19 protein-coding genes are annotated in these 20,287 nt (G+C 40.5%); 6 read left to right on the top strand and 13 right to left on the bottom strand.

Going from position 1 to position 20,287, the window contains the following annotated elements:
* Window positions 1–89: 89 nt before the first annotated feature.
* Complete coding sequence (locus tag HT99x_RS09720) at window positions 90–1,520, bottom strand: transglycosylase SLT domain-containing protein (protein ID WP_075067111.1); 1,431 nt, start codon at window positions 1,518–1,520, stop codon at window positions 90–92.
* A gap of 129 nt (window positions 1,521–1,649) precedes the next feature.
* Window positions 1,650–2,423 carry a hydroxyacylglutathione hydrolase gene (gene gloB / locus HT99x_RS09715; RefSeq protein ID WP_075067110.1) on the bottom strand — a complete coding sequence of 258 codons (774 nt, stop codon included), beginning with the start codon at window positions 2,421–2,423 and terminating at the stop codon, window positions 1,650–1,652.
* Window positions 2,424–2,455: 32 nt separating this feature from the next.
* Here gloB and HT99x_RS09710 point away from each other — a divergent pair, with 32 nt between their 5' ends.
* Genes HT99x_RS09710 through dnaQ form a run of 3 tightly spaced genes read left to right on the top strand, consistent with a single transcriptional unit; the run spans window position 2,456 to window position 4,361 of the window.
* Complete coding sequence (locus HT99x_RS09710) at window positions 2,456–3,199, top strand: methyltransferase domain-containing protein (RefSeq protein WP_075067109.1); 744 nt, start codon at window positions 2,456–2,458, stop codon at window positions 3,197–3,199.
* An 11-nt stretch (window positions 3,200–3,210) separates the two neighbouring features.
* Window positions 3,211–3,675, top strand: coding sequence for a ribonuclease HI (gene rnhA / locus HT99x_RS09705; protein ID WP_075067108.1), 465 nt, complete (start codon window positions 3,211–3,213; stop codon window positions 3,673–3,675).
* Entirely contained in the window at window positions 3,672–4,361 is a 690-nt protein-coding gene (gene dnaQ, locus HT99x_RS09700) for a DNA polymerase III subunit epsilon (RefSeq protein ID WP_075067107.1), read from the top strand. The genes rnhA and dnaQ overlap by 4 nt, the downstream gene beginning before the upstream one ends.
* Window positions 4,362–4,364: 3 nt before the next feature.
* On the opposite strand, the gene HT99x_RS09695 is transcribed toward dnaQ, so the two are convergent.
* The 9 genes from HT99x_RS09695 to HT99x_RS09655 form a co-directional block, all read right to left on the bottom strand.
* A complete protein-coding gene (locus HT99x_RS09695; protein WP_075067106.1) occupies window positions 4,365–4,658 on the bottom strand; it encodes a hypothetical protein in 294 nt (97 codons plus the stop codon).
* A 55-nt stretch (window positions 4,659–4,713) separates the two neighbouring features.
* Window positions 4,714–4,902 (bottom strand): hypothetical protein, encoded by a 189-nt coding sequence (locus tag HT99x_RS09690; protein ID WP_075067105.1) that lies wholly within the window; start codon window positions 4,900–4,902, stop codon window positions 4,714–4,716.
* Window positions 4,895–5,728 (bottom strand): 23S rRNA (adenine(2030)-N(6))-methyltransferase RlmJ, encoded by an 834-nt coding sequence (locus HT99x_RS09685; RefSeq protein WP_075067104.1) that lies wholly within the window; start codon window positions 5,726–5,728, stop codon window positions 4,895–4,897. Before HT99x_RS09685 ends, HT99x_RS09690 begins: the two co-directional genes overlap by 8 nt.
* 342 nt (window positions 5,729–6,070) lie before the next feature.
* Window positions 6,071–6,556: a cupin domain-containing protein gene (locus HT99x_RS09680; protein WP_075067103.1), complete on the bottom strand. Its 486-nt coding sequence runs from the start codon at window positions 6,554–6,556 to the stop codon at window positions 6,071–6,073.
* Between the two features lie 60 nt (window positions 6,557–6,616).
* Entirely contained in the window at window positions 6,617–7,852 is a 1,236-nt protein-coding gene (locus HT99x_RS09675; protein WP_075067102.1) for an MFS transporter, read from the bottom strand.
* Window positions 7,853–7,969: 117 nt separating this feature from the next.
* Window positions 7,970–8,767: a MetQ/NlpA family ABC transporter substrate-binding protein gene (locus HT99x_RS09670; protein WP_075067101.1), complete on the bottom strand. Its 798-nt coding sequence runs from the start codon at window positions 8,765–8,767 to the stop codon at window positions 7,970–7,972.
* Entirely contained in the window at window positions 8,739–9,380 is a 642-nt protein-coding gene (locus tag HT99x_RS09665) for a methionine ABC transporter permease MetI (protein WP_075067100.1), read from the bottom strand. The genes HT99x_RS09670 and HT99x_RS09665 overlap by 29 nt, the downstream gene beginning before the upstream one ends.
* Window positions 9,361–10,404 (bottom strand): methionine ABC transporter ATP-binding protein, encoded by a 1,044-nt coding sequence (locus HT99x_RS09660; RefSeq protein WP_075067099.1) that lies wholly within the window; start codon window positions 10,402–10,404, stop codon window positions 9,361–9,363. Before HT99x_RS09660 ends, HT99x_RS09665 begins: the two co-directional genes overlap by 20 nt.
* A 57-nt stretch (window positions 10,405–10,461) precedes the next feature.
* Window positions 10,462–11,226: a glycerophosphodiester phosphodiesterase family protein gene (locus HT99x_RS09655; protein WP_075067098.1), complete on the bottom strand. Its 765-nt coding sequence runs from the start codon at window positions 11,224–11,226 to the stop codon at window positions 10,462–10,464.
* Between the two features lie 71 nt (window positions 11,227–11,297).
* On the opposite strand from HT99x_RS09655, the gene HT99x_RS09650 reads away from it, so the two are divergent.
* The 3 genes from HT99x_RS09650 to HT99x_RS09640 are packed head-to-tail and all read left to right on the top strand — an operon-like array spanning window position 11,298 to window position 18,192.
* Window positions 11,298–13,934 carry a PD-(D/E)XK nuclease family protein gene (locus HT99x_RS09650; protein ID WP_075067097.1) on the top strand — a complete coding sequence of 879 codons (2,637 nt, stop codon included), beginning with the start codon at window positions 11,298–11,300 and terminating at the stop codon, window positions 13,932–13,934.
* Window positions 13,921–17,271, top strand: a complete 3,351-nt coding sequence (locus HT99x_RS09645) for a UvrD-helicase domain-containing protein (RefSeq protein ID WP_075067096.1) — start codon at window positions 13,921–13,923, stop codon at window positions 17,269–17,271. Before HT99x_RS09650 ends, HT99x_RS09645 begins: the two co-directional genes overlap by 14 nt.
* Window positions 17,272–17,283: 12 nt before the next feature.
* Window positions 17,284–18,192 (top strand): 5'-nucleotidase, encoded by a 909-nt coding sequence (locus HT99x_RS09640; RefSeq protein ID WP_075067095.1) that lies wholly within the window; start codon window positions 17,284–17,286, stop codon window positions 18,190–18,192.
* Here the strand turns inward: HT99x_RS09640 and HT99x_RS09635 are convergent.
* Together HT99x_RS09635 and HT99x_RS09630 are read right to left on the bottom strand one after the other, a co-directional pair.
* Window positions 18,162–18,770 (bottom strand): CoA pyrophosphatase, encoded by a 609-nt coding sequence (locus HT99x_RS09635; protein ID WP_075067094.1) that lies wholly within the window; start codon window positions 18,768–18,770, stop codon window positions 18,162–18,164. The genes HT99x_RS09640 and HT99x_RS09635 overlap by 31 nt on opposite strands.
* Window positions 18,767–20,146 carry an amino acid permease gene (locus HT99x_RS09630; RefSeq protein ID WP_075067093.1) on the bottom strand — a complete coding sequence of 460 codons (1,380 nt, stop codon included), beginning with the start codon at window positions 20,144–20,146 and terminating at the stop codon, window positions 18,767–18,769. The genes HT99x_RS09635 and HT99x_RS09630 overlap by 4 nt, the downstream gene beginning before the upstream one ends.
* Window positions 20,147–20,287: the final 141 nt, after the last annotated feature.

Raw genomic sequence — 20,287 nt, 5'->3', positions numbered from 1 at the left:
ACGAAGGTCCCCATTTCAAGTTTAGAACGGCTTCTAGATATAAGCAATTTAACTTACTACTGTATATAGAAGCCGTATAAAGCGGCGTATTAAGAATTTTCTTTGCTGAGCTTAATCTTTTGCCCAGGACGAATAACGGTGCTTTGTGATTTGAAATGGTTATAAGCCAATAAATCACTTAATTTAACGTGGTGTTTTTCACTAATTAAAGGTAACGATTCACCTTTTTTCACAATATGAAACTTAGGCGAACTGGAAGCTTGTTTAGCGGCAATAGCGGTTTGACTGCCTGGGATCATGAGTGTTTTACCAATCACAACCACATCATTTGGCATGCCATTTAGTTTTTGAATTGCCGCAGGGGTGGTATGAAACCGCTTGGCAATTTTCTCGATGTTATCGCCTTTCTTAATTTGATAACGTGAGGTAGAAACCATTTTCGCAGCAATTGCAGGTTTGGGAGCTTCTTTTTCTTTAACCACACTCGTCACAATAGGTTTAGCAGTGATTGCAGGTTTTGCAGCTGCAGCAGCTGTTGTTGATGTCGTGGTGGTAGCAATAACCGGTTTAGCTGTTGTTGGTTGTTGTCCTGTAAATTGTTTTGCCCCTTTAACAGGAACCACTAAATTAAAAGGACCCTGTGGATTCATGGAACGTTTGTGTAAACCAGGATTCAATTTTCGTAACTGGTTTTCAGAGACATCAACCAATTTTGCCGCATGTGAAATATCCATTGCACGGCCCGTATTGATACGAGTGAAAACTTGTTTATTAGGAATAGAAGGTAATGAAACCCCATATTGTTTCGGCGCTTTAATTAAAGCAGCCAAAGCTAATAATTTGGGCACAAACTCAGAAGTTTCTTTAGGCAGTTTAAGTGACCAAAAATCAGTGCCTTTGCTTTGCATGCGGTTAATGCGAATAGCAGTCATCACTTTGGTTTCACCGGAATTGTAAGCAGCAAGTGCTAATAACCAATTGCCATTAAAACGTTTATGTAAATATTCGAGGTGATCGAGTGCAACTTTGGTGGACTCATAAATATCTTTTCGTCCATCATACCAAGCATTTTGCTTTAACCCGTAAAGACGGCCTAAAGAAGGCATTAACTGCCATAAACCTGCAGCCCCTTTGTTACTAGCTGCATGTGGGTTAAAGGTGCTTTCAATCATGGGTAGCAAAGCAATTTCGCTTGGCATACCGCGTTTTTCAACTTCTTCTAAAATGTAATATAAATAAGGAGAAGCGTTATTGGCTAATTCATTTATATAGTCTTGTGAGCGCGTTAATTTGCGGATCTGCTTTTGCATAGAAGGCATGGAAGTTGGCGCATTTAAATGAAATTGATCACGTACACGACTCCAAATTTCTACTGAAGAAGCTTCAGCAAAATGTGAAGATTTATAATTGCGAGCGGTGCTCAATTGACCAAAAGCCTCTGCGACACTGAAATGCATGGTCAATATCATGCAAAGAAGTGTGCTAAAAAAGGGCATTTTATGATGACCATTTTTCTGCATGGAATATCCTTACGTTGAAATACTGCAATGACTCTTCAACGATTTAAGCTACTAAATTAATTCGATGCTTATGGTAATGAAAAAAGTGCAGAAAAGCAAGCTATTGACATAGTTGAATAACTGATTGTTTTAAAATTGATTTTTCCATTCACGTAAATGGGAAAATAGGGTTACGGGATCAATTGCTTCAAAATTCCAATGTTTTTGAACGGCGAGAATAATTTCTTGAGTATTTACGCGCAAAAAAGGATTGCATGCAAATTCATTTTTTAATTTAGTGGGCAATGTAGGGCGTCCTTGTGCTTCACATTTAAGAACCTCAGCTAATCGCTGCGCGAGAGCAGCATTGGTTGGATCAACCGTTTGCGCAAATGCAATATTGGCTTTGGTGTATTCGTGTCCGCAATACATCATGGTTTCTGCAGACAATTGTTTTAATTTTTCTAATGACTGCAACATTTGACTGGGGGTTCCCTCAAATATTTTGCCGCAACCGCATGAAAAGAGCGTATCACCGCAAAACAATATTTCCTCGTTATAATAAGCAATATGGCCTTTGGTGTGGCCTGGAATATCTAAAACATTCAGTGTTAAATTAAATTCGGGAAAATAAAGCTGAGATCCTTCTTCAATGGTTGATGTAACGCCTTCAGTAAATTCATTTTTAGATCCATAAACAGCGATATTAGGGAATTGAGCTTGTAGTGCTTTAATGCCGCCGCTGTGATCGAAATGATGGTGCGTGATTAGAATGGCATGAAGGGATAGTTTATTAGCTTGCAAATAGTCTAATACGGGAGAGGCATCACCTGGATCGACAACGATAATCTTGTTGCCTTCTAGACTGTGAATGGCCCAAATGTAATTATCTTTAAATGCAGGGATAGCGATTATATTATTCATTTAACTCACTTTTATGGATTAGTTATTAGAACATGGTAGCAGAGAATGAATATACACAAAGATGGTATACCGAATCCGTCGCGTCATGGGTCATCGATGCGGAAAAAGAAGAATTAGAAACAATACTAGCTAAATTATATGGCTACCATCTCGCTTTTCTGGGCGATTCAAATTTAACGCCCCTGGTCGAAACCAGTTTAATTTCACACCGCGTTTTAATTAATCCTCAAGTGACTACCAATAGCGCCTTAAGTGGCCTCCCAGGCGAGCTAGAAGCGCTTCCGTTGCGCACAGATAGTGTTGATGTCGTTGTATTAGCCCACACCTTAGAGCACGCCGAGAACCCGCACGAAATTTTACGAGAAGCACATCGCGTGTTAATTCCTGAAGGACACATTGTGATTACAGGCTTTAATCCCATGAGCCTTTGGGGGTTATGGCATGGCTGGAAGCAAATGACGGGAAAAATTCCTCGCCAGGGTAAAATGTTAACTTCAAATAGATTAAAAGACTGGTTGAAGTTGCTTAACTTTCAAATTGTTAGTGGTAAAGCCTTTTATTTTCGTCCGCCTTTATCCAGCCTCACATGGCAACGACGCTTGAACTTTTTAGAAGGGTGGGGTGAAAACTGCTGGCCATTTTTTGGCGGGGCCTATACACTCGTCGCGGTAAAAAGAGTGGTGCCTCTGCTACCCATGCGTGCTCGATTTAAGCCTGAGAAAAGTATCTGGCAACCTGCAGAAGGATTGCCTAAACCCACAACCACGGTTCGATAGTTAGTATAAAAATGACTCAAATAGATAAAGTAGAATTATTTACGGATGGAGCTTGCTCAGGAAATCCAGGTCCTGGTGGTTGGGGCGTTTTATTACGCCAAGGTCAGCATGAAAAAACCTTAAGTGGTGCAGAAAAAGAAACAACCAATAATCGCATGGAATTAATGGCAGCGATTATGGGATTGAGAGCTTTAAAGCGTCCTTGTCATGTGGTTTTAACGACCGATTCTGAATATGTCAAAAAAGGCATCACCGAGTGGATGATTTCTTGGAAAAAGCGTCAATGGCGCACGGCAAATAATAAACCGGTGAAAAATCAAGATCTTTGGGTTGAGCTCGATAATGAAGTAAAACGCCATCAAGTCGAATGGCATTGGGTAAAAGGGCATAGTGGCCATGATGAAAATGAACGTGTGGATGAATTAGCGCGAGAAGCTATCATTGCACTTTCTTTAAAGAAGGAAATAGGCTCATGAGGCAAGTTGTTTTAGATACCGAAACAACGGGTCTTTCGCCAGCACAAGGTCATCGCATTATTGAAATTGGTTGTGTGGAAGTGATCAATCGTCGTTTGACGGGTAAAGTGTTCCATACCTATATTCAGCCTGATAGAGCAGTCGATCCAGGTGCCATGAAAGTGCATGGCATTACCGATAGCTTTTTGGAAGGTAAGCCGCGTTTTCATGAAATTGCAAATGAGTTTAAAACCTTTATTCAAGGTGCAGAATTAATCATTCATAATGCGCCCTTTGACGTGGGTTTTATTGAGCATGAATTTACCTTATTAAAAGAGAAAGCTTGGCAGACCCTCACTAATCAATGTAGCGTCTTTGATACCTTGGCTTTTGCAAGGCAAAAACATCCAGGACAACGTAATAATCTAGATGCGTTATGTAAACGTTACAATGTTGATAATCAACATCGTGATAAACATGGCGCGTTACTTGACGCGGATATTCTAGCCAACCTGTATTTAGTGATGACAGGTGGCCAAAATGCATTGGTTTTAGAAGATGCAGTGAGTGAGCAAGCAGCCAGCGTGCAGCAAGTCGAAGCGCGTGTCATCAAGCAATGGAATATTCCGGTTATTGAACCCACCGAAGATGAATTGAATGCGCATCTTTCTTTTATGTCAAAGGTTTTAAAGCAAGACGCTTTTTGAAGGTTATTTCTTTGGCGTTTTCTTTTCTTGTTTTTTTAAGCGTTGTTCTCTGCGTCGCTTCATTTCTTCATAGCGAGAAGGTTGCTCGGGAGGGAGCGTTAGCAGAGCAAAAGCAACCTGTAGTGTTTGTTTTTTTAAAAGGACATTTTGCTGCTCTGCTTTTACGAGTTCTTGTTTTTCTTTTTGATTTTGCTGTTGCAATTCTTCTAACTGTTTTTGAGCTAATAAAATTCTTGCATCTAAATCGTCATCATTTTTTTCTTCAATATCAGAAGGCAATACACCTTTTGTACTCATGTTAGTTCCCCACTAAAAAACTGATTTTTAATATAAAAGTCAGTAGCTTGTCAAGCTATCTTTGGATGGAGCCATCATATTGGTTGTCATTAGCAGGGTGTAATTTTTGTGGATTACATTGATGATAAAAAGCCGATTGTTTTATCAATGGCATAAAACGTTGGTTAGAAGTCGACAGTAAACGTATTAACCACATGAAAAAAGCTTGTTTAATACGTTGAATGAAATTGAAAGGTCTAAACATATAACCACCCTTGTTTATATTGACCATGGGTAAATAACGTTTTATTTAATGATTTAAAAGTATTTTCTAATGATACATCTAATTGCCAAGGGGAATTAATAATCACCATACCACTGCCTATCATTCCTTGCGGTTCTTCAGGATGAGGAGACCATTCGCATTGAAAAATCTCTTTGATGCCCGTTTTTTTCAACTGTCTCAGTAAATTTTCATGATAACCTTCTGTCAAAATAGGATACCAAACAGCAAAAATACCTTGAGTAAAGCGTTGGTAAGCACTTTGAACCGTCTCAATAATCGAGACATATTCTGTTTTGACTTCATAGCTAGGGTCAATAAAAATGAGCCCTCTTTTTTCAGTAAAGGGGACTAATGCTTTAATTGCTTCTAGCGAATCTCTTTCATGAACTCGGATTTTTTTATTTTGCCTTCGACTAAAAGCACGTAACGCCGTGATGGCCTGAGGGTGCTTTTCAACAAAAATACCCACATCATGACTTCTTAGCATTTGACTCATAATAGCAGGGGAGCCAGGATAATAACGATGTTCTCCGACTTTATTATAACTGCCAACAATCTCTAAAAAGTCTTTCACTAAATCAATAGGCTCTTTAATATTCCACAATTTGTGAATACCTTGCAGATGCTCCGCCGTTTTCCGACTTTCTACACTATTTAAATCATAAACGCCTTCACCCGCATGACTATCCAATACACAAAAAGGCGTTGCTTTCTTTTGCAATGATTGCAAAATCCCCAGCAGGACAAGATGCTTGTGAATATCGGCGAAGCAGCCGGCGTGGTAACGATGAAGATAACTAAACACCCTTTATTCTTCCTAATTTGTCTTTATACGTTGTTGGCTGCGCTTTCTCACAACAGTCGTGTACTAATGTACACTCCTATTGTTCGCAAGCTTGCCGCCTAGTCTAAAGACAAATTAGTTTGAATAAAGTGTATCTTCCTAATTTGTCTTTATACGTTGCTTGTCCGCCGTAGCTTCAGCGAAGCATGAAGCGAAGGCGGTTTTAAAAAACATCAGTGCGCTACTTGCCGCGGCTTGTCCGCGGCATCCATCATAAGTTTGGATCCCGCGGACAAGCCGCGGCAAGTAGGCATCAAGCTACGAAGTGGACAGAGGATAACGAAATCAGTCTCTAACTACTAATTATTTCTTCTGTTTTCTGGGATCATCACTTGGATTAACGTAGGTAATACCCCAAGGACCCACACCATGCAACTGGATGGTTGCGGCTTCATTTCCTGTCCAAGCATAATGGTGTGATTTGATGGGCATGACCGCAAAGCTCCCAACCGGTAAAATTTTACCTAGGCTTTCATCAAATTTATCACCCATTCCCATATGAAAGATCCCATCTAGCACCGTCACATGTTCAATCGCAGGATGCCAATGCGGTTGAATTTTATAATTGGCAGGTACTTTGAGTCGCAGAGTAAAGGGTCCTGCTTTGCTAGGATCTCCTTCTAAAATGGCTACCTTTGTACCACTGGGTAAACCTGCTGGCCCATCAACCCAAACGAATTCATCAGGTGTGATGACAATATGTTCTGGTTTATCTGTTTCTGCTGCCATCAATGGTGAACTCATACCGAAGCAAAAAGCAGCTGCAGCAATTAAGTAAGGAACTTTCATGTGTTTCTCCCTATATTGTTAGAGCTAAAAAATTAAAGTCGGTCAAAAATGACTTAGAGATCAATTTTCAATTCTTTTTTGCCTAATGAGCAATGTTAAACCAATCGCAGCAAGCAAACAGATGGGCAAAATACTGAGCGCAATATGATAATCTTCAAGTAGATAAACACCTTCATGGTTTGAACGGAGTTTATCGAGCAGCCAACCTATTCGGTCTTGTGCTAAACCGCCGCCCGCCATAATCACCATATTCGTAAAACCAATGGCAGCTCCTTGAGCCCAAGGGGGATGGCATTCTGTCACCAGTGAGAAACACAGCAGCATATTCGCCGTGAGTAAACCATAACTGAATAACACAATATATAAATTGGTAATGGGCATATTGACCCAATATAAAAAGAAACAAAGCAGAATCAAGGCACCTAATGTGGCTATCATCATAAAATCGACTTCTTCAATTTTATGGGTCATTAGCCAACCAATTAAAGGGCCACCTATGGCGGTACCAACAAAAATGGTATGGGTAATACCTGCTGCTTGGGTTGCTGGAATATTGTAAGCGACCTTAAGATATTCAACGCCCCACATTTCAGGGATGGCGGCAATGGGCGCAACCAATAACATCCCATAAAATGCGATGATCCAAGATTGTGGATTTTTCATCACCGCAATAAGGCCTGTGAGCAAACCAGGTTGTGTATGTTCCGTTTCTTCTTGTTGAATGGGTTTATCTTGGATAAAAATCCATAGTAATAAGGTAATCACTAAGCCCACAAAACTGAGTTGTAACAACATGTCACGCCAGCCAAATTGATGAGCTAAATAGGACATTGGCTTGCCGCCTATCAAAGCACCAAGCGTACCGCATAAATTAGTAAGTCCCACAACCAGAGGAAAAGAACTCATTGCTAACCATTGAGCACCAATTTTGAGACAACCAATAAAAGCAAAGGCAGAGCCCATGCCTATCATAAAGCGACTCATTTGAGCGGTATGAATAGAAGAGGTTGTTGCGAAGAGAAAACTACCGAGGGTTAAAATGGCAGAGGCAGCAACCAGTAACTTTTTAACGCCGTAACGATCAATTAAAACACCAGCCGGTAATTGAAATGCTGCATAAGCATAAAAATACATTGCACCGATAGTGCCCAGCTGATGATCATTAATAGAGAGTCCGACTCTTAACTCATCCGTAATAATGCTTGGCACAACACGATGAACAAACTCATAGGCATAGAAAAGAGCGGCTATGGACCACAAGGCCCAACCACTCAAATGCCAGCGGGAGGATGTCATGTATTCCTTCATATATGGCATATTACCTAGATTATCATATTCTTTCTACCGCCTATATGCTAAAGCACATCTGCGGGGCTTCGCCTGTTCTTCAAATCAGAGCAATGAGGCACAGGGCTACCAGGCAGGTATTGCCTGGTCTGAAAATAGCTTTTTCGCTTCAAGCTCAACTTCGGGTGAATGTAATGCTTCCATCAGTTTGCGATATTTTTCTTTATCTTTTTCGCTGGTTCTAACAACGACGATGTTGGCATAGGGCGAATTTTTATCTTCTAAGAATATGGCTTCTTTGCTGGGAGATAACCCAGCAGGGATAGCAAAGTTGGTATTAATGACCGCTGCATCAAGGTCATTTAAAACGCGTGGTAATTGGGCTGCAACAATTTCTTTAATGACCAGCGCTTTTGGATTAGAAGTAATTTTTTTAGGTGTTAATTCAAGATCATTCACATTAGGGATTGTAATGATTCCTGCTTTTGCGAGTAAACGTAATGCTCTTGCGCCATTACTTGGGTCATTGGGGATGCCAATAACGGCTCCTTGGTGTAAATCACTTAGCTGTTTATATTTTTTGGAATAAACCCCCATAGGGTAGATAAACATTTTACCAATGGAAGTAATGGCATATTTTTTCTTATCTATCACGACATCTAAGTAGGGCTGATGTTGAAACATGTTGGCATCAATATCATTCTCCGCTAAAGCGGTATTGGGCACCACATAGTCTTCAAAACTGACAATAGTGAGTTTTAATCCATAGCGGTCTTTGGCTACCTTTTTTGCTGTTTCAACCAATTGTGTTTCTGGACCTGTTATGGTGCCAATGATGATTTCATCGTCGCCACGTTGCTGTGGTGAACAAGCAATCAGCGAGAAACCAAGAAGGCTAATGAGTAAAGATTTTACGTTGAACATAGTCACCCACACTTTGTAAGAATTGGACCAGCACGATCATGATTACAACGGTAATTAAAACAATTTCAGTATCGTAACGATAAAAACCATAGTCGATGGCTAATTTTCCTAAACCACCACTGCCATTGAATCCTGCCATGGCAGAAAAACCAACTAAGTTAACTAAGGTAAGTGTTAGGCCGCCGATGATACCGGACATAGCTTCTGGCAGTAATACTTTATAAATAATTTGTAAAGGCGTTGCTCCCATTGCTTTAGCCGCTTCAACAAGTCCTTTAGGTACTTCGTTTAGTGCAATTTCAACGGTACGTGCAAAAAAGGGAATAGCCGCTAAGGTTAACGGCACTATCAACGCTTTTACTTGAATGGAGCTGCCTGCTAAAAATCGCGTTAAAGGAATAACCGCAATCATTAAAATAATAAAAGGGATGGAGCGTGCGGCATTGATAATGGCACCCAAGCCCCAATTAAGCCATTTATTTTCGAGTAATTGTCCTTTGCGACTGAGTGAGAGCAAAATCCCAAGCGGTAAACCACCTAGCGCGGCAAAAAGCCCGGAAAAGAAAACCATGGTGCAGGTTTCAATAAATGCTTTAAGGATCTCGTTGAACATAGCCTAATATCTCGACATGTAATCCGTTGCGTTCTAAAAATGCAATACTTTTATCGACGTTTTCGCGATCGCCTTTGATTTCAACGATCATCACGCCAACGATTTGATCTTGAATGGTCTCAATGCTGCCTTGAAGCATGTTAACGATAATATGATATTGCTGAATGAGGTAGCTGATGATAGGTTGCGATGCACTCGCACCATGATAAGCAATGCGTAAAATGGTACCGCTATCTCGTGAGGCATTCGCTTGTAATAAATCTTTAATAACGCGCGGCACTTCCATTCGAGAAGATGCTTTGAGCAGTTCTTTGGTTTCTTGTGCTTGTGGATTGGTGAAAATTTCGATAACACCATTTTGCTCCACAATTTCTCCTGCATCGATGACAGCAACGTGATGACAGATAGATTTCACGACATCCATTTCATGAGTGATAAGCAACATTGTAATGCCAAGCTCATGATTAATATTGCGTAATAATTCTAAGATCGATAGCGTTGAGCGTGGATCAAGAGAGGATGTGGCTTCATCACATAACATGATTTTTGGTGAACAAGCCAATGCTCTTGCAATAGCAACACGTTGTTTTTGACCACCACTTAATTGGCTAGGATATTGTTTACCATGATTTTCAAGTTCGGTTAATTCTAGGAGTTGGTTAACGCGGCTTTGAATTTCATGTTTGGGTGCTTTAGCCATTTCTAAGGGTAAAGCAATATTGTCAATGACATTTCTTGATTGCAGGAGATTAAAATGTTGAAAAATCATGCCCATATGACGACGTGCTTCGCGAAGCGTTGCTGCATCCATCGTTGTGATACAAGTCCCTTCAATAAGGACGCTACCGGTGCTAGGTTGTTCTAAGCCATTCACACAACGGATTAAAGTGCTTTTACCAGCACCACTTCTGCCTATAATGCCGTATATTTCGCCAGGCTTGACGTCCAAATTGATATTCTTGAGCGCATAAAAGGGCTGCGAGCCAGTTTTATAAAATTTAGATAGATTTCTTATTGAGATCATGAGCTCAAACTAAATGATTAGGTCGACATAATAACATACGCTCTTATGCTCAACATGTCACGCTCTACGTAGTTGCTGTGGATTATCAGAAAAAACCCCAAAAACATTTTCGCTAAATAAGTTATGAGCTACGCTTGCTTCATTGACGGTATAGGCTAAAACCGGCACTTTGGCGATTCGTGCTTGTGCCAATAACTCAGGAGTCAAAGCTAAATAATCGCAGTGAAGTGCAGCATTGGGTATTTGGGCAATCTGTTGGATGAGTAGAGGAGTGCAATCCTCAGATAAAAATCCAATCGGGAAGTTGGGCAGCTTGTTTCTTACCCATTCAATAGCTTTCCATTCAAAGCTTGAAATGAGAGGTAGAGGGTATAAAGGATTCCACAGGCTTTGCAAAATGTCACATAAACGGCTTGCCAGTACCTCAATATGCCTATCATCAGGTTGAGGTGGGAACTTCATTTCAATATTACAATGTAGCCCCCACTGGAGGAATTGCGGAAAGGCTTCATTAAATAGTGGAATGCTTTCACCTGCGAAATGGGGGGCAAACCAACTACCTGCATCAAGGTTCAATAACTGCTCTAAATTGTGTTCGTAAACAAACCCATTTCCATTGGTTGTTCGTTCCAGGGTATCGTCATGAAAGATGATGAGTTCATGATCTTTCGTAAGTCTAACGTCAAACTCAATCCAATTGATGGCCTGTGAAGCGGCTAAGCGAAAACTCGCCATGGTATTTTCAGGTGCTAAAGCAGCAACACCGCGGTGACCGATTAACTGATCTTGTGGGGGCGTCAGGGGAAAATGCTTGTAATGCATCAAAGGCTATCCTTTTGAATTTGGGGTTCGAGTATAATCCCTATCCAGTCTACTTCTGAGTATAGTTGTATATGGACCACAAACTCATCGCCTTTTTAAAAGAAAGTGGTACGCTGATAACCCCTTCGCGTCGTTTAGCTAGCAGTCTACTAAAGCAAGCAAATTCTCACTATGGGCAAGATAGCTCAGTTTGGCTAACCCCTCGTATTTACGCGCTGCAAGACTGGCTACTAGCGATATGGGAACAATTAGAAATCCAGGGTAGCATCGATAAACAATTATTAACCCCAGTACAATCATTATTGCTCTGGATAACGGTGATTCGTTCGTTACCTGTTGGTAAAAACTTATTAAATATTTCAGCTACTGCCAAAATGGCAAATCAAGCTTGGGGATTATTGCATCAATGGCGGATTGAGGATTCATGGTTTCAAGAATCCATTAATTTAGATCAGCAAACATTTCAGCAATTTGCTATGCACTATCAGCAATGGTTAACCTGTCACCACGCAATTGATGGTGCTCAATTAATTGGCACCCTGCAAACTTATTTAACGTCATCTCATCAAGTGGCATGGCAACGTGTTTCACCTGTAAAAAAATTAATCTTCTATGGCTTTGAAGAAAGTTATCCTTTATTAGAAAAATTTCAAGAAGTTTTAATCCAACAAGGATGGCAAGTTAATCATCGTTCGCCCACTAACAAAAATCCGCAATTCTTAGGGCGAGCTGCATTTCATGATCAACAACAAGAATTGTTAGCGGCGGCTCTGTTTGTTAAGCAAAAATTAGCTGAAGGTAAAAAAAATATTGGTATTGTCGTGCCTGATTTAGCGAATATGCGCAAGCAAGTTGATAAAACGATGAAGGAAGTATTTGAACCCCTAACACTCTGTGAACCACAAGCAAAAGTAAGCGAATTTTATAATATTTCTGCAGCAACGCCGCTTGATCACTATCCGATTATCTATAGTGCATTTTGTTGGCTTAAAATACTGAAAGGAACGTTTTCCTTAAGTGATTATTTTCAGATTATTCATTCTCCTTTTTTTGCTTGGAATGCCAATGAATTAACCTTGTTATTACAACATTATGAATCCCTTCTCAAGAATAACCAACAGCGTTTAACCTTGGATAAATTAGGTAAAACCATGGTGGATTCAACTTGGCTAGAAATAATTCATAAAATAGAACCCTATTTTAACGCATTGCCTAATAAAATGCCTTACGCACAATGGGCAAAGCATTTTCAACAGCTTTTAATGTTATCAGGTTGGCCTGGTTTAAGATCGTTAAACAGTGTTGAACATCAGGTGGTGAATCGTTGGCAAGAAGCATTAGCGGAATGTCGAATGATTGATAGTATCCAAGAACCGGTGAGTTATCATGAAGCATTATCAACGTTGCGAGGGATTGTAGCCCAGATCCCTTTTCAAGCACAGAGCAAGGGCGCCAATGTACAAGTTTTGGGTATTTTAGAAGCGCTTGGTTTGCAATTTGATTGTATATGGGTATTAGGTTTACACAGTGAAGCCTGGCCGCCACTTGCTAAGCCCAATCCATTGCTGCCTTTACCTTTGCAACGTCAGTTAAAAATGCCACATGCGAGTAGTGAACGTGAGATGGCCTATGCAAAAACCATGACGGAGCGTTTATGTGCCAGCGCCGATGAGGTTATTCTGAGTTACCCTAAAGCAGATAAGGCAAAAATATTAGAAGGCAGTGAGCTTCTTCGGCATGTCCCTTTACTACCTGATCATCATTTTAAAACGCTAGGGGAGTTTAATCGACTTGAGGAGCAGTTTAAGCTGAATCAAGCATTAGAAACGATTATTGATAATCAGGCGCCACCCTTATTACCTTCGGAAAAAATTGCAGCCACAAGTCAATTACTAAGTTTGCAAGCAGCCTGCCCCTTCAAAGCGTTTGCTGAAATACGATTACAAGCAAGGCGTTTAGAAAAAACGGAAGATTGGCTTGCTACCTTTGAACAAGGGATTATCTTACATGAAGTGTTGCAGCATTTTTGGCAGGAGGTGAGGACTCAACAAGCCTTACTGGCCATGACAGAAGAAACTCTTTCTCATAAACTGGTGCAATTGATAGATAATGCCATTTATCGCTATATTAAACCGAATACGCCAGCACCTTATTTGAAGGTTGAAAAAAATCGACTATTCATCATTTTACAGGATTATTTAAAGCTTGAGAAAGAGCGAAAACCTTTTAAAGTCGTTGCGGTTGAATGGCAAAAAAATTATGAACTATTAGATATGACTTTTCGTTTAAGGATAGATAGGGTTGATAAAACGGAACTGAATGAAACGATATTAATCGATTATAAATCAGGTCAATTTCAAATGACTCAAATTTGGGGAGATAGACCCAAAGCACCCCAACTTCCTTTGTATTATTTGGCAACGATTGAAGAACAACCACAAGCCTTATGTGTTGCAAAATTAAATCGGCAAACGGATGGTTATGAAGGCATTAGCAGGCATTCACTCGCCATAAAAGGTATTAAAGAACTGACCTTTATGCCATGGGAAGAATTAGAAAGTTATTGGTCAGGAACATTGAGTACGCTGGTTGCTGCATTTAAAAGGGGGGATGCAATGGCTGCTCCTCTTGAAGGGGCTGTAACCTGTCGCTATTGTGCCTTGACTGCCTTTTGTCGAATTAATGAGCAAGAAAATGATGATAATTGATAATGCTGCTCGCATGAGTGCGCTAGATCCAAACGGTTCATTTATTGTGCAAGCGCCTGCCGGAGCCGGAAAAACCGAGTTATTAACCCAGCGTTTTTTGGCGTTATTAGGGAATGTACAAGAGCACCCTGAAGAAATTTTAGCAGTCACTTTTACGAAAAAAGCGGCTGGAGAAATGCGAAACCGTATTGTTAATGCTTTAGTGCAAGCGCGCGCACAAGATATTGCGCCTGAAAAACCACATGAGAGAGCGACTTGGACTTTAGCCAAGGCTGCCTTAGCAAAGAATGACAAAAATGAATGGCAGTTGGTTGAAAATCCCAATCGATTACGTATTGTTACCATCGATGCCTTTTGTGCTTCATTAGTGAATAAAATGCCCATATTGTCACAATTTGGTGGGGATTTTATGGTGATTGAATATGCAACCGCCCTTTATGAGCAAGCCGCAAAAGCATTGATCTCACAAACAACAGAAAATGAACCCTGGATTCAAGGATTAGAGACACTGTTGCTGCATCTTGATAATCGGATGGAGAAGATTGTTGGTTTATTAGTGACTTTATTAATGCAGCGCGATCAATGGCTACCTTATTTACGCTATTTAAGTGCTAATGAAGTTGAATTGCAAGCCTATTTTGAACAGAGTATCCAACGGTTAATAGAAAACCATTTGCAGAAAGTGAATGCACTTTTTAGCGCCTCGATTGCAACAACGTTAATGAGGCTGGCGAATCAATCTGCTAAGAATTGTGAAGCATTAGAAAAGCAGAATAAAATTGTAAACCTTATCAATCAAACCCAACTTCCTGGAACCTCTGTAAATGATTTGCTGTTATGGCAGGGGATAGCAGAGGTGCTACTGACCAAAGAGGGTGAGTTTCGCAAAAGATTTGATCAGAATATTGGGTTTCTCAGTCAAAGTGCAGCAAAAGATAAAGTTGAAAAAGCAGCTCGCAAAGAGCAACAAGAAACGATAAAGGCTCTGATTGCAGAGCTTGCTGAGATTGAGGGGGCACAAGCCTTACTCGCTGAATTAGAATTATTACCCGAACCCCATTTATCAAATCAACATTTGAAAATTTTAAAAGCATTAGGCGAAATTTTGCCGGTGTTAGTGGCTCATTTGCAGGTTGTTTTTCAGAGCAATGGTAAAGTCGATTTTACCGAAATCAGTTTAAGGGCTTCGAATGCATTAGGCGATGCCCTAGAGCCGTCGGATATTTTGTTAAAACTTGATTATCAATTACGCCATATTTTAATTGATGAATATCAAGATACCTCTGTTTCTCAATATCGCCTATTTGAGAAATTGGTAGCAGGGTGGCAACCGGGTGATGGTCGCACTTTGTTTCTGGTTGGTGATCCGATGCAATCGATTTATCGATTTCGTGGCGCTGAGGTTAGCTTATTTTTGCATACGCAAGAAAAAGGGCTTGGTAGTGTTCGATTGACGCCATTAACCTTACAAGTTAATTTTCGTTCTAATGAGAATGTGATTAATTGGATTAATCATACCTTTAAAGATATCTTTCCGGCTGTGACCAATAAAACATTTGGGGGCGTAACCTATTCACATGCCATAGCCGCTAAAAAAGTAGAAAATCGCCAAGATGTGATGCTTGTTCCTATTCAAAAAGGAAGAAATGATATTGCAGAAGTCGCTGTTCAGAAAATTATTGATTCATTGGCGCAAAATCCTGCGCATAGCATTGCTGTGCTAGGGCGAACCCGAAAAGATCTGTCGCTAGTTGTTGAGGCGCTTAAAAAATTAAAGATTCCTTTTGTCGCACATGAAATTGAACATTTAGCACTGCGCAGTCATGTAGTTGATTTGGTGTCACTATTGCGAGCAACATTAGACTGGACAGATAAAATTGCCTGGTATGCTCTTTTAAGAGCACCTTGGATAGGGTTAACCTTAAATGATATCTTTGCCATCTCGACAACAAATACAACGGGCATATTATGGGATGCTATACAACAATTTGAACAATGCCAAGGCTTATCCACGCAAGCAAAGGAACGCCTAAGCATTTTCGTTGCAAAGATGCAATATTGGCTTAATAATCGTTGGCGCAAACCATTGCATGAGTGGTTACGAGGGTTATGGTTAACCTTAGGTGGAGAAAATGGTTACGCACATCCTGTATTAACCGATATTGATGCGGTGTTTGAACTGATTTGTAATATGCAAGAAAGTGGCATTATGTTGGATATCGATGCTTTTGAGGAACGATTATCACAATTATATGCTGATGTGTCTGTTACGCCAGAAAATGCTCAGCAATTACCCGTTGAATTATTAACGCTGCACAAAGCCAAAGGTTTAGAATTTGATACCGTCATCATTGCGTATTTGCAAAAGCTGCCTAAACGCAATGATCCTGCTTTGCTACGTTGGTTTGAATATACCTTGGGAAATAGAGTTGATTTATTATTAGCCCCTTATCGCTTTGTTGCGCAAGAATATGATGCGCTTTATCGCTATGTCGATCATTGTCTTACGCAAAAAGATCGTTTTGAAATGGCTAGGTTACTTTATGTGGGAGCAACCCGCGCTAAGAATCGCTTATATTTGCTTGGTGAATATGAGGTGACTGATAAAGGAGAAATTAAATCACCGCCGAAAGGAAGTTTTTGGGAAATGCTTTGGCCGTATGTTGAACAGGACTTTTTGCATGAACACGAAGACGATACGCCAAAGTTGGGCTTGAATTATGAACCCAATGAAAAGCCATTACATCGCTTAAAAACGCCATTTAGCATGCCTTCGCTACAAGAGCAGGGTTTAGCCCTGCCAGATGACGATTTGAATAGACCGCAAATGAGTGATTATGTTGCCAGATGTGCAGGTACCGTGTTTCATCGATTACTGCAACGTCTTACAGAGGAAGAGAGTCGTAACCAGCCTGATAGTGTAAAAATCTGTGAGCTTGCCTTAAAACGAATGGGCTTAATTGGACAAGAGCTTGCACAAGCAAGTACTTTAATTCGTGATGCCTTGAATAATATGCTAGCCGATGAAAAAGGGCGTTGGATTATGGATCCGCGCCATCATGAACGTCAACGAGAATGGGCACTCTCGGTTAAAACGCCTTATGGGGTTGATAATTATGTCATCGATTTTAGCTTTGTTGATGAAAACGGTATACGTTGGATTATTGATTATAAGTTAACGCATCATCAATCCTTTACCGAAGCGGCTTTAGCGGAAGAAACAACGCGCTATCGTCCACAATTGTTAAAATACCGACAATTACTCAGCCGATTAGAGCAAAGACCCATCCGTTGTGGTTTATACTTTCCTTTAGCCAAGGTGTTCACCGAAATTTAAATGGTGTGTTAAATGACTAAATTATCGTCGCGAAAATTGATTGTCGCTATTTCTTCAAGAGCCTTATTCAATCTTGATGAAAGTCATCAAGTGTATGAAAAAGAAGGGATTGAAGCTTACCGAAGCCATCAACGATCAAAGGAACATGAAATATTACCTCCAGGGGGCGCATTTGATTTAGTTAAAAAATTTTTAAAGCTCAATGAAGGTAGAAAGCCCGAAGATGCTTTAGTTGAAGTGTTGTTGCTGTCAAGAAATACAGCCGATACAGGATTGCGCATTTTTAATTCTATTCGTCATTATGGTTTAAATATCATTCGCGCTGCGTTTGCTGGCGGTAATAGCCCTTATGTTTATGCTAACGCTTTTGGCGCCGATCTTTATTTATCCTTAAACCCAGAAGATGTGAGACAAGCATTAAATACCAGTTGTGCTGCGGCAACCATTTGGCCTGGCAGTAAAACGTGTCAGGTAGAAGATGCTTTGCATATCGCTTTTGATGGTGATGCGGTCATCTTTTCAGATGAGGCAGAACGGGTGTTTAAAACCAAAGGATTAGAAGAATTTAATAAATCAGAGATTTTATCGGCCAATGAACCCCTCGCCGATGGACCGTTTAAAGGGTTTTTGATGGCATTGCAGCGTTTACAGAAAGAGCAAGATTTACCTATTCCCATTCGCACAGCTTTAGTGACAGCACGTTCAGCACCTGCACATGAAAGGGTCGTGAACACTTTACGACAATGGGATATTCGAATTGATGAATCGCTCTTTTTAGGTGGGCTCTCAAAAGCGGAATTCTTGAAAGCCTTTAAGGCGGATATTTTCTTTGATGATCAGAAAATGCATTGCGAAACCGCAAGCTGTGAAGTCACCTCAGCACATGTGCCTTATGGCGTTGCGAATGAAGGTGCTAAATAAGCAGCAAGCAGTCGTAATAACCCAGCAGTAAGCCCCCAAATCACTTTATCCTGATAAACCAGTTGATAGTAGTGATGGGTGATAGGTTCTGCTTTATGAACAAGTTCATATCGGCTTAGATCCCTGATAACAGAAAGCGGTACTTCAAAAATCTCAGCGACTTCATAAGAGCACGGGGTATACTCCACTGGGGGTTTGATAATGCCAATAAACGGTTTGACAACATAACCGGTATAAGATGGCCAAAGACCCAGATCAGTCGCTACCACAATTTTATCTGCGCTAATGCCTACTTCTTCCTGGGTTTCACGAAGCGCACAAGCAGTTAAATCGATATCCGTGGGATCCATTCTTCCCCCCGGAAAACTAATTTGACCAGGGTGGCTACTTAAGTGAATGGTTCTTTGCGTTAATAGAATGGTTGGCTCAGAATGCTCAATGAGGGGGATCATGACAGCCGCAGGGGTCGGTGTCGCTGTTAAAGGATCCTGCGGTATCTGTAAGTCTTTAGCAATTAATCGTAATTGCGCATAAATTTCTTCAGGCGTATGGCGATTAAACAATTCGATGAGTGTCATGATTCTTTTTTCTTACAAAGCAAAGCAGGTAAAGAGAGTAAAACCAGGCCCGCAACCAGGTAGCCTTCGAATAAGTAAAGATGATGAATTTCAAGAGATTCTTTAAATTGATCGGGGGGCAAGAAACCTAAACAGAAACTGAGTATACACATCACAATACCCACCCCTGCTACGATAACAAGTCCAAATAAGCCGCCTGGGATTTTATAAGGTCTTTCTGTTTCAGGGTGCTTTATTCTTAACCAAATGGCAGCTGCAAAGACTAAGACATACATCGCCATCGCAAATTGTGTGGTGATGGTTGTGACTAACCAAAAAGCCACATCCACAGACGGCATTAAGAAAAAGGCGGTTGCTAACAGCGTTCCTAAGATGGCTTGTGAGAATAAAATAGCAATAGGTTGTTCTTGTTTATTTTTCTTCGATAACCAATGTGGCATATAGCCTGTCATTAATGAATGGTGCAAGCCTTTTGCAGGACCAATGATCCAGGTATTGTTTCCTGCGAAAGAACCAATAATGGCCATAACGGCAATGATTTTAACCGCATAGCCCATATTAAAATCAGTGAAAAACACATTGAAAACTTGCATGACGCCAGAAACAATACTGATTTTAGGGACAACAATGGCCATTGAGAGTGAACCCAGAATGGAGATCCCTAAAATTAAGATAGTCGACAATAAAATTGCTTTAGGATAAACCCGTTTGGGATTTTCTGTTTCATTGGCATAAAAAGCGGACATTTCCATGCCTGCGAGGCCTAATACAACCGCGCTTAAAAAGACGATATTGCCTAACGATAATTCAGGGATCAGGGCTTCTTTCGTAAAAGCGATTTCAATGGGTTTGCCCAAGCACACCCAAACAGCAGCAAGCACAATAATCAGTAGCCCCGGTATGACCGTTCCTAATAAAGCACCGATAGTTGATAATCTGGCAGAGGTTTTCATGCTCAGAAAATTAATGAGGGTGAGTGTCCAGAAAATGCCAATAATGGTCCAAAACATAAAGCTTTTGTTATGCGCTAAAGCCGGATCAATAATATACGCAATCACTGCGGCTAAAAAAGTAAGCACGGTGGGGAAGGAGGCAATAGAGAACATCCAATTCATCCACTGCGCAAAAAATCCAATCCGTTGCCCAAAGGCTCTGGCAACCCAACCAAAAATCCCAATTGCTTCAGGCCAAGCGGTTGCAAGTTCTGCACAGACTAAGGCTGAAGGGATAAAAAAGAATAAAGCGGCCGCTATATAAAATAGAATTGCGCCGATGCCATATTCAACCATGAAAGATAAGTTTCTCAAGCTGACGATGGCTGCCACATTGATAAGTGCTAAGGAGAAAACACCTAAAAACTTTTTCGAGGATTGCATGACAGATAAACCCTTGGCTATAAAAAATAGCTAGCATTTGAACATACCTCTTCTTTACATGCAATATGTGAGAATAGAATGGATGCATATTCAGTTTGTTGGTTATATTACATTAGCAGATAATAGCGTAGTTCTTCGCTT

This window comes from Candidatus Berkiella aquae, assembly GCF_001431295.2.
In the GTDB taxonomy this organism is placed as follows: Bacteria; Pseudomonadota; Gammaproteobacteria; order Berkiellales; family Berkiellaceae; genus Berkiella; species Berkiella aquae.
The sequence above is the reverse complement of the archived record's forward strand: the minus strand, read 5'-3'. Positions and strand labels throughout refer to the sequence as shown.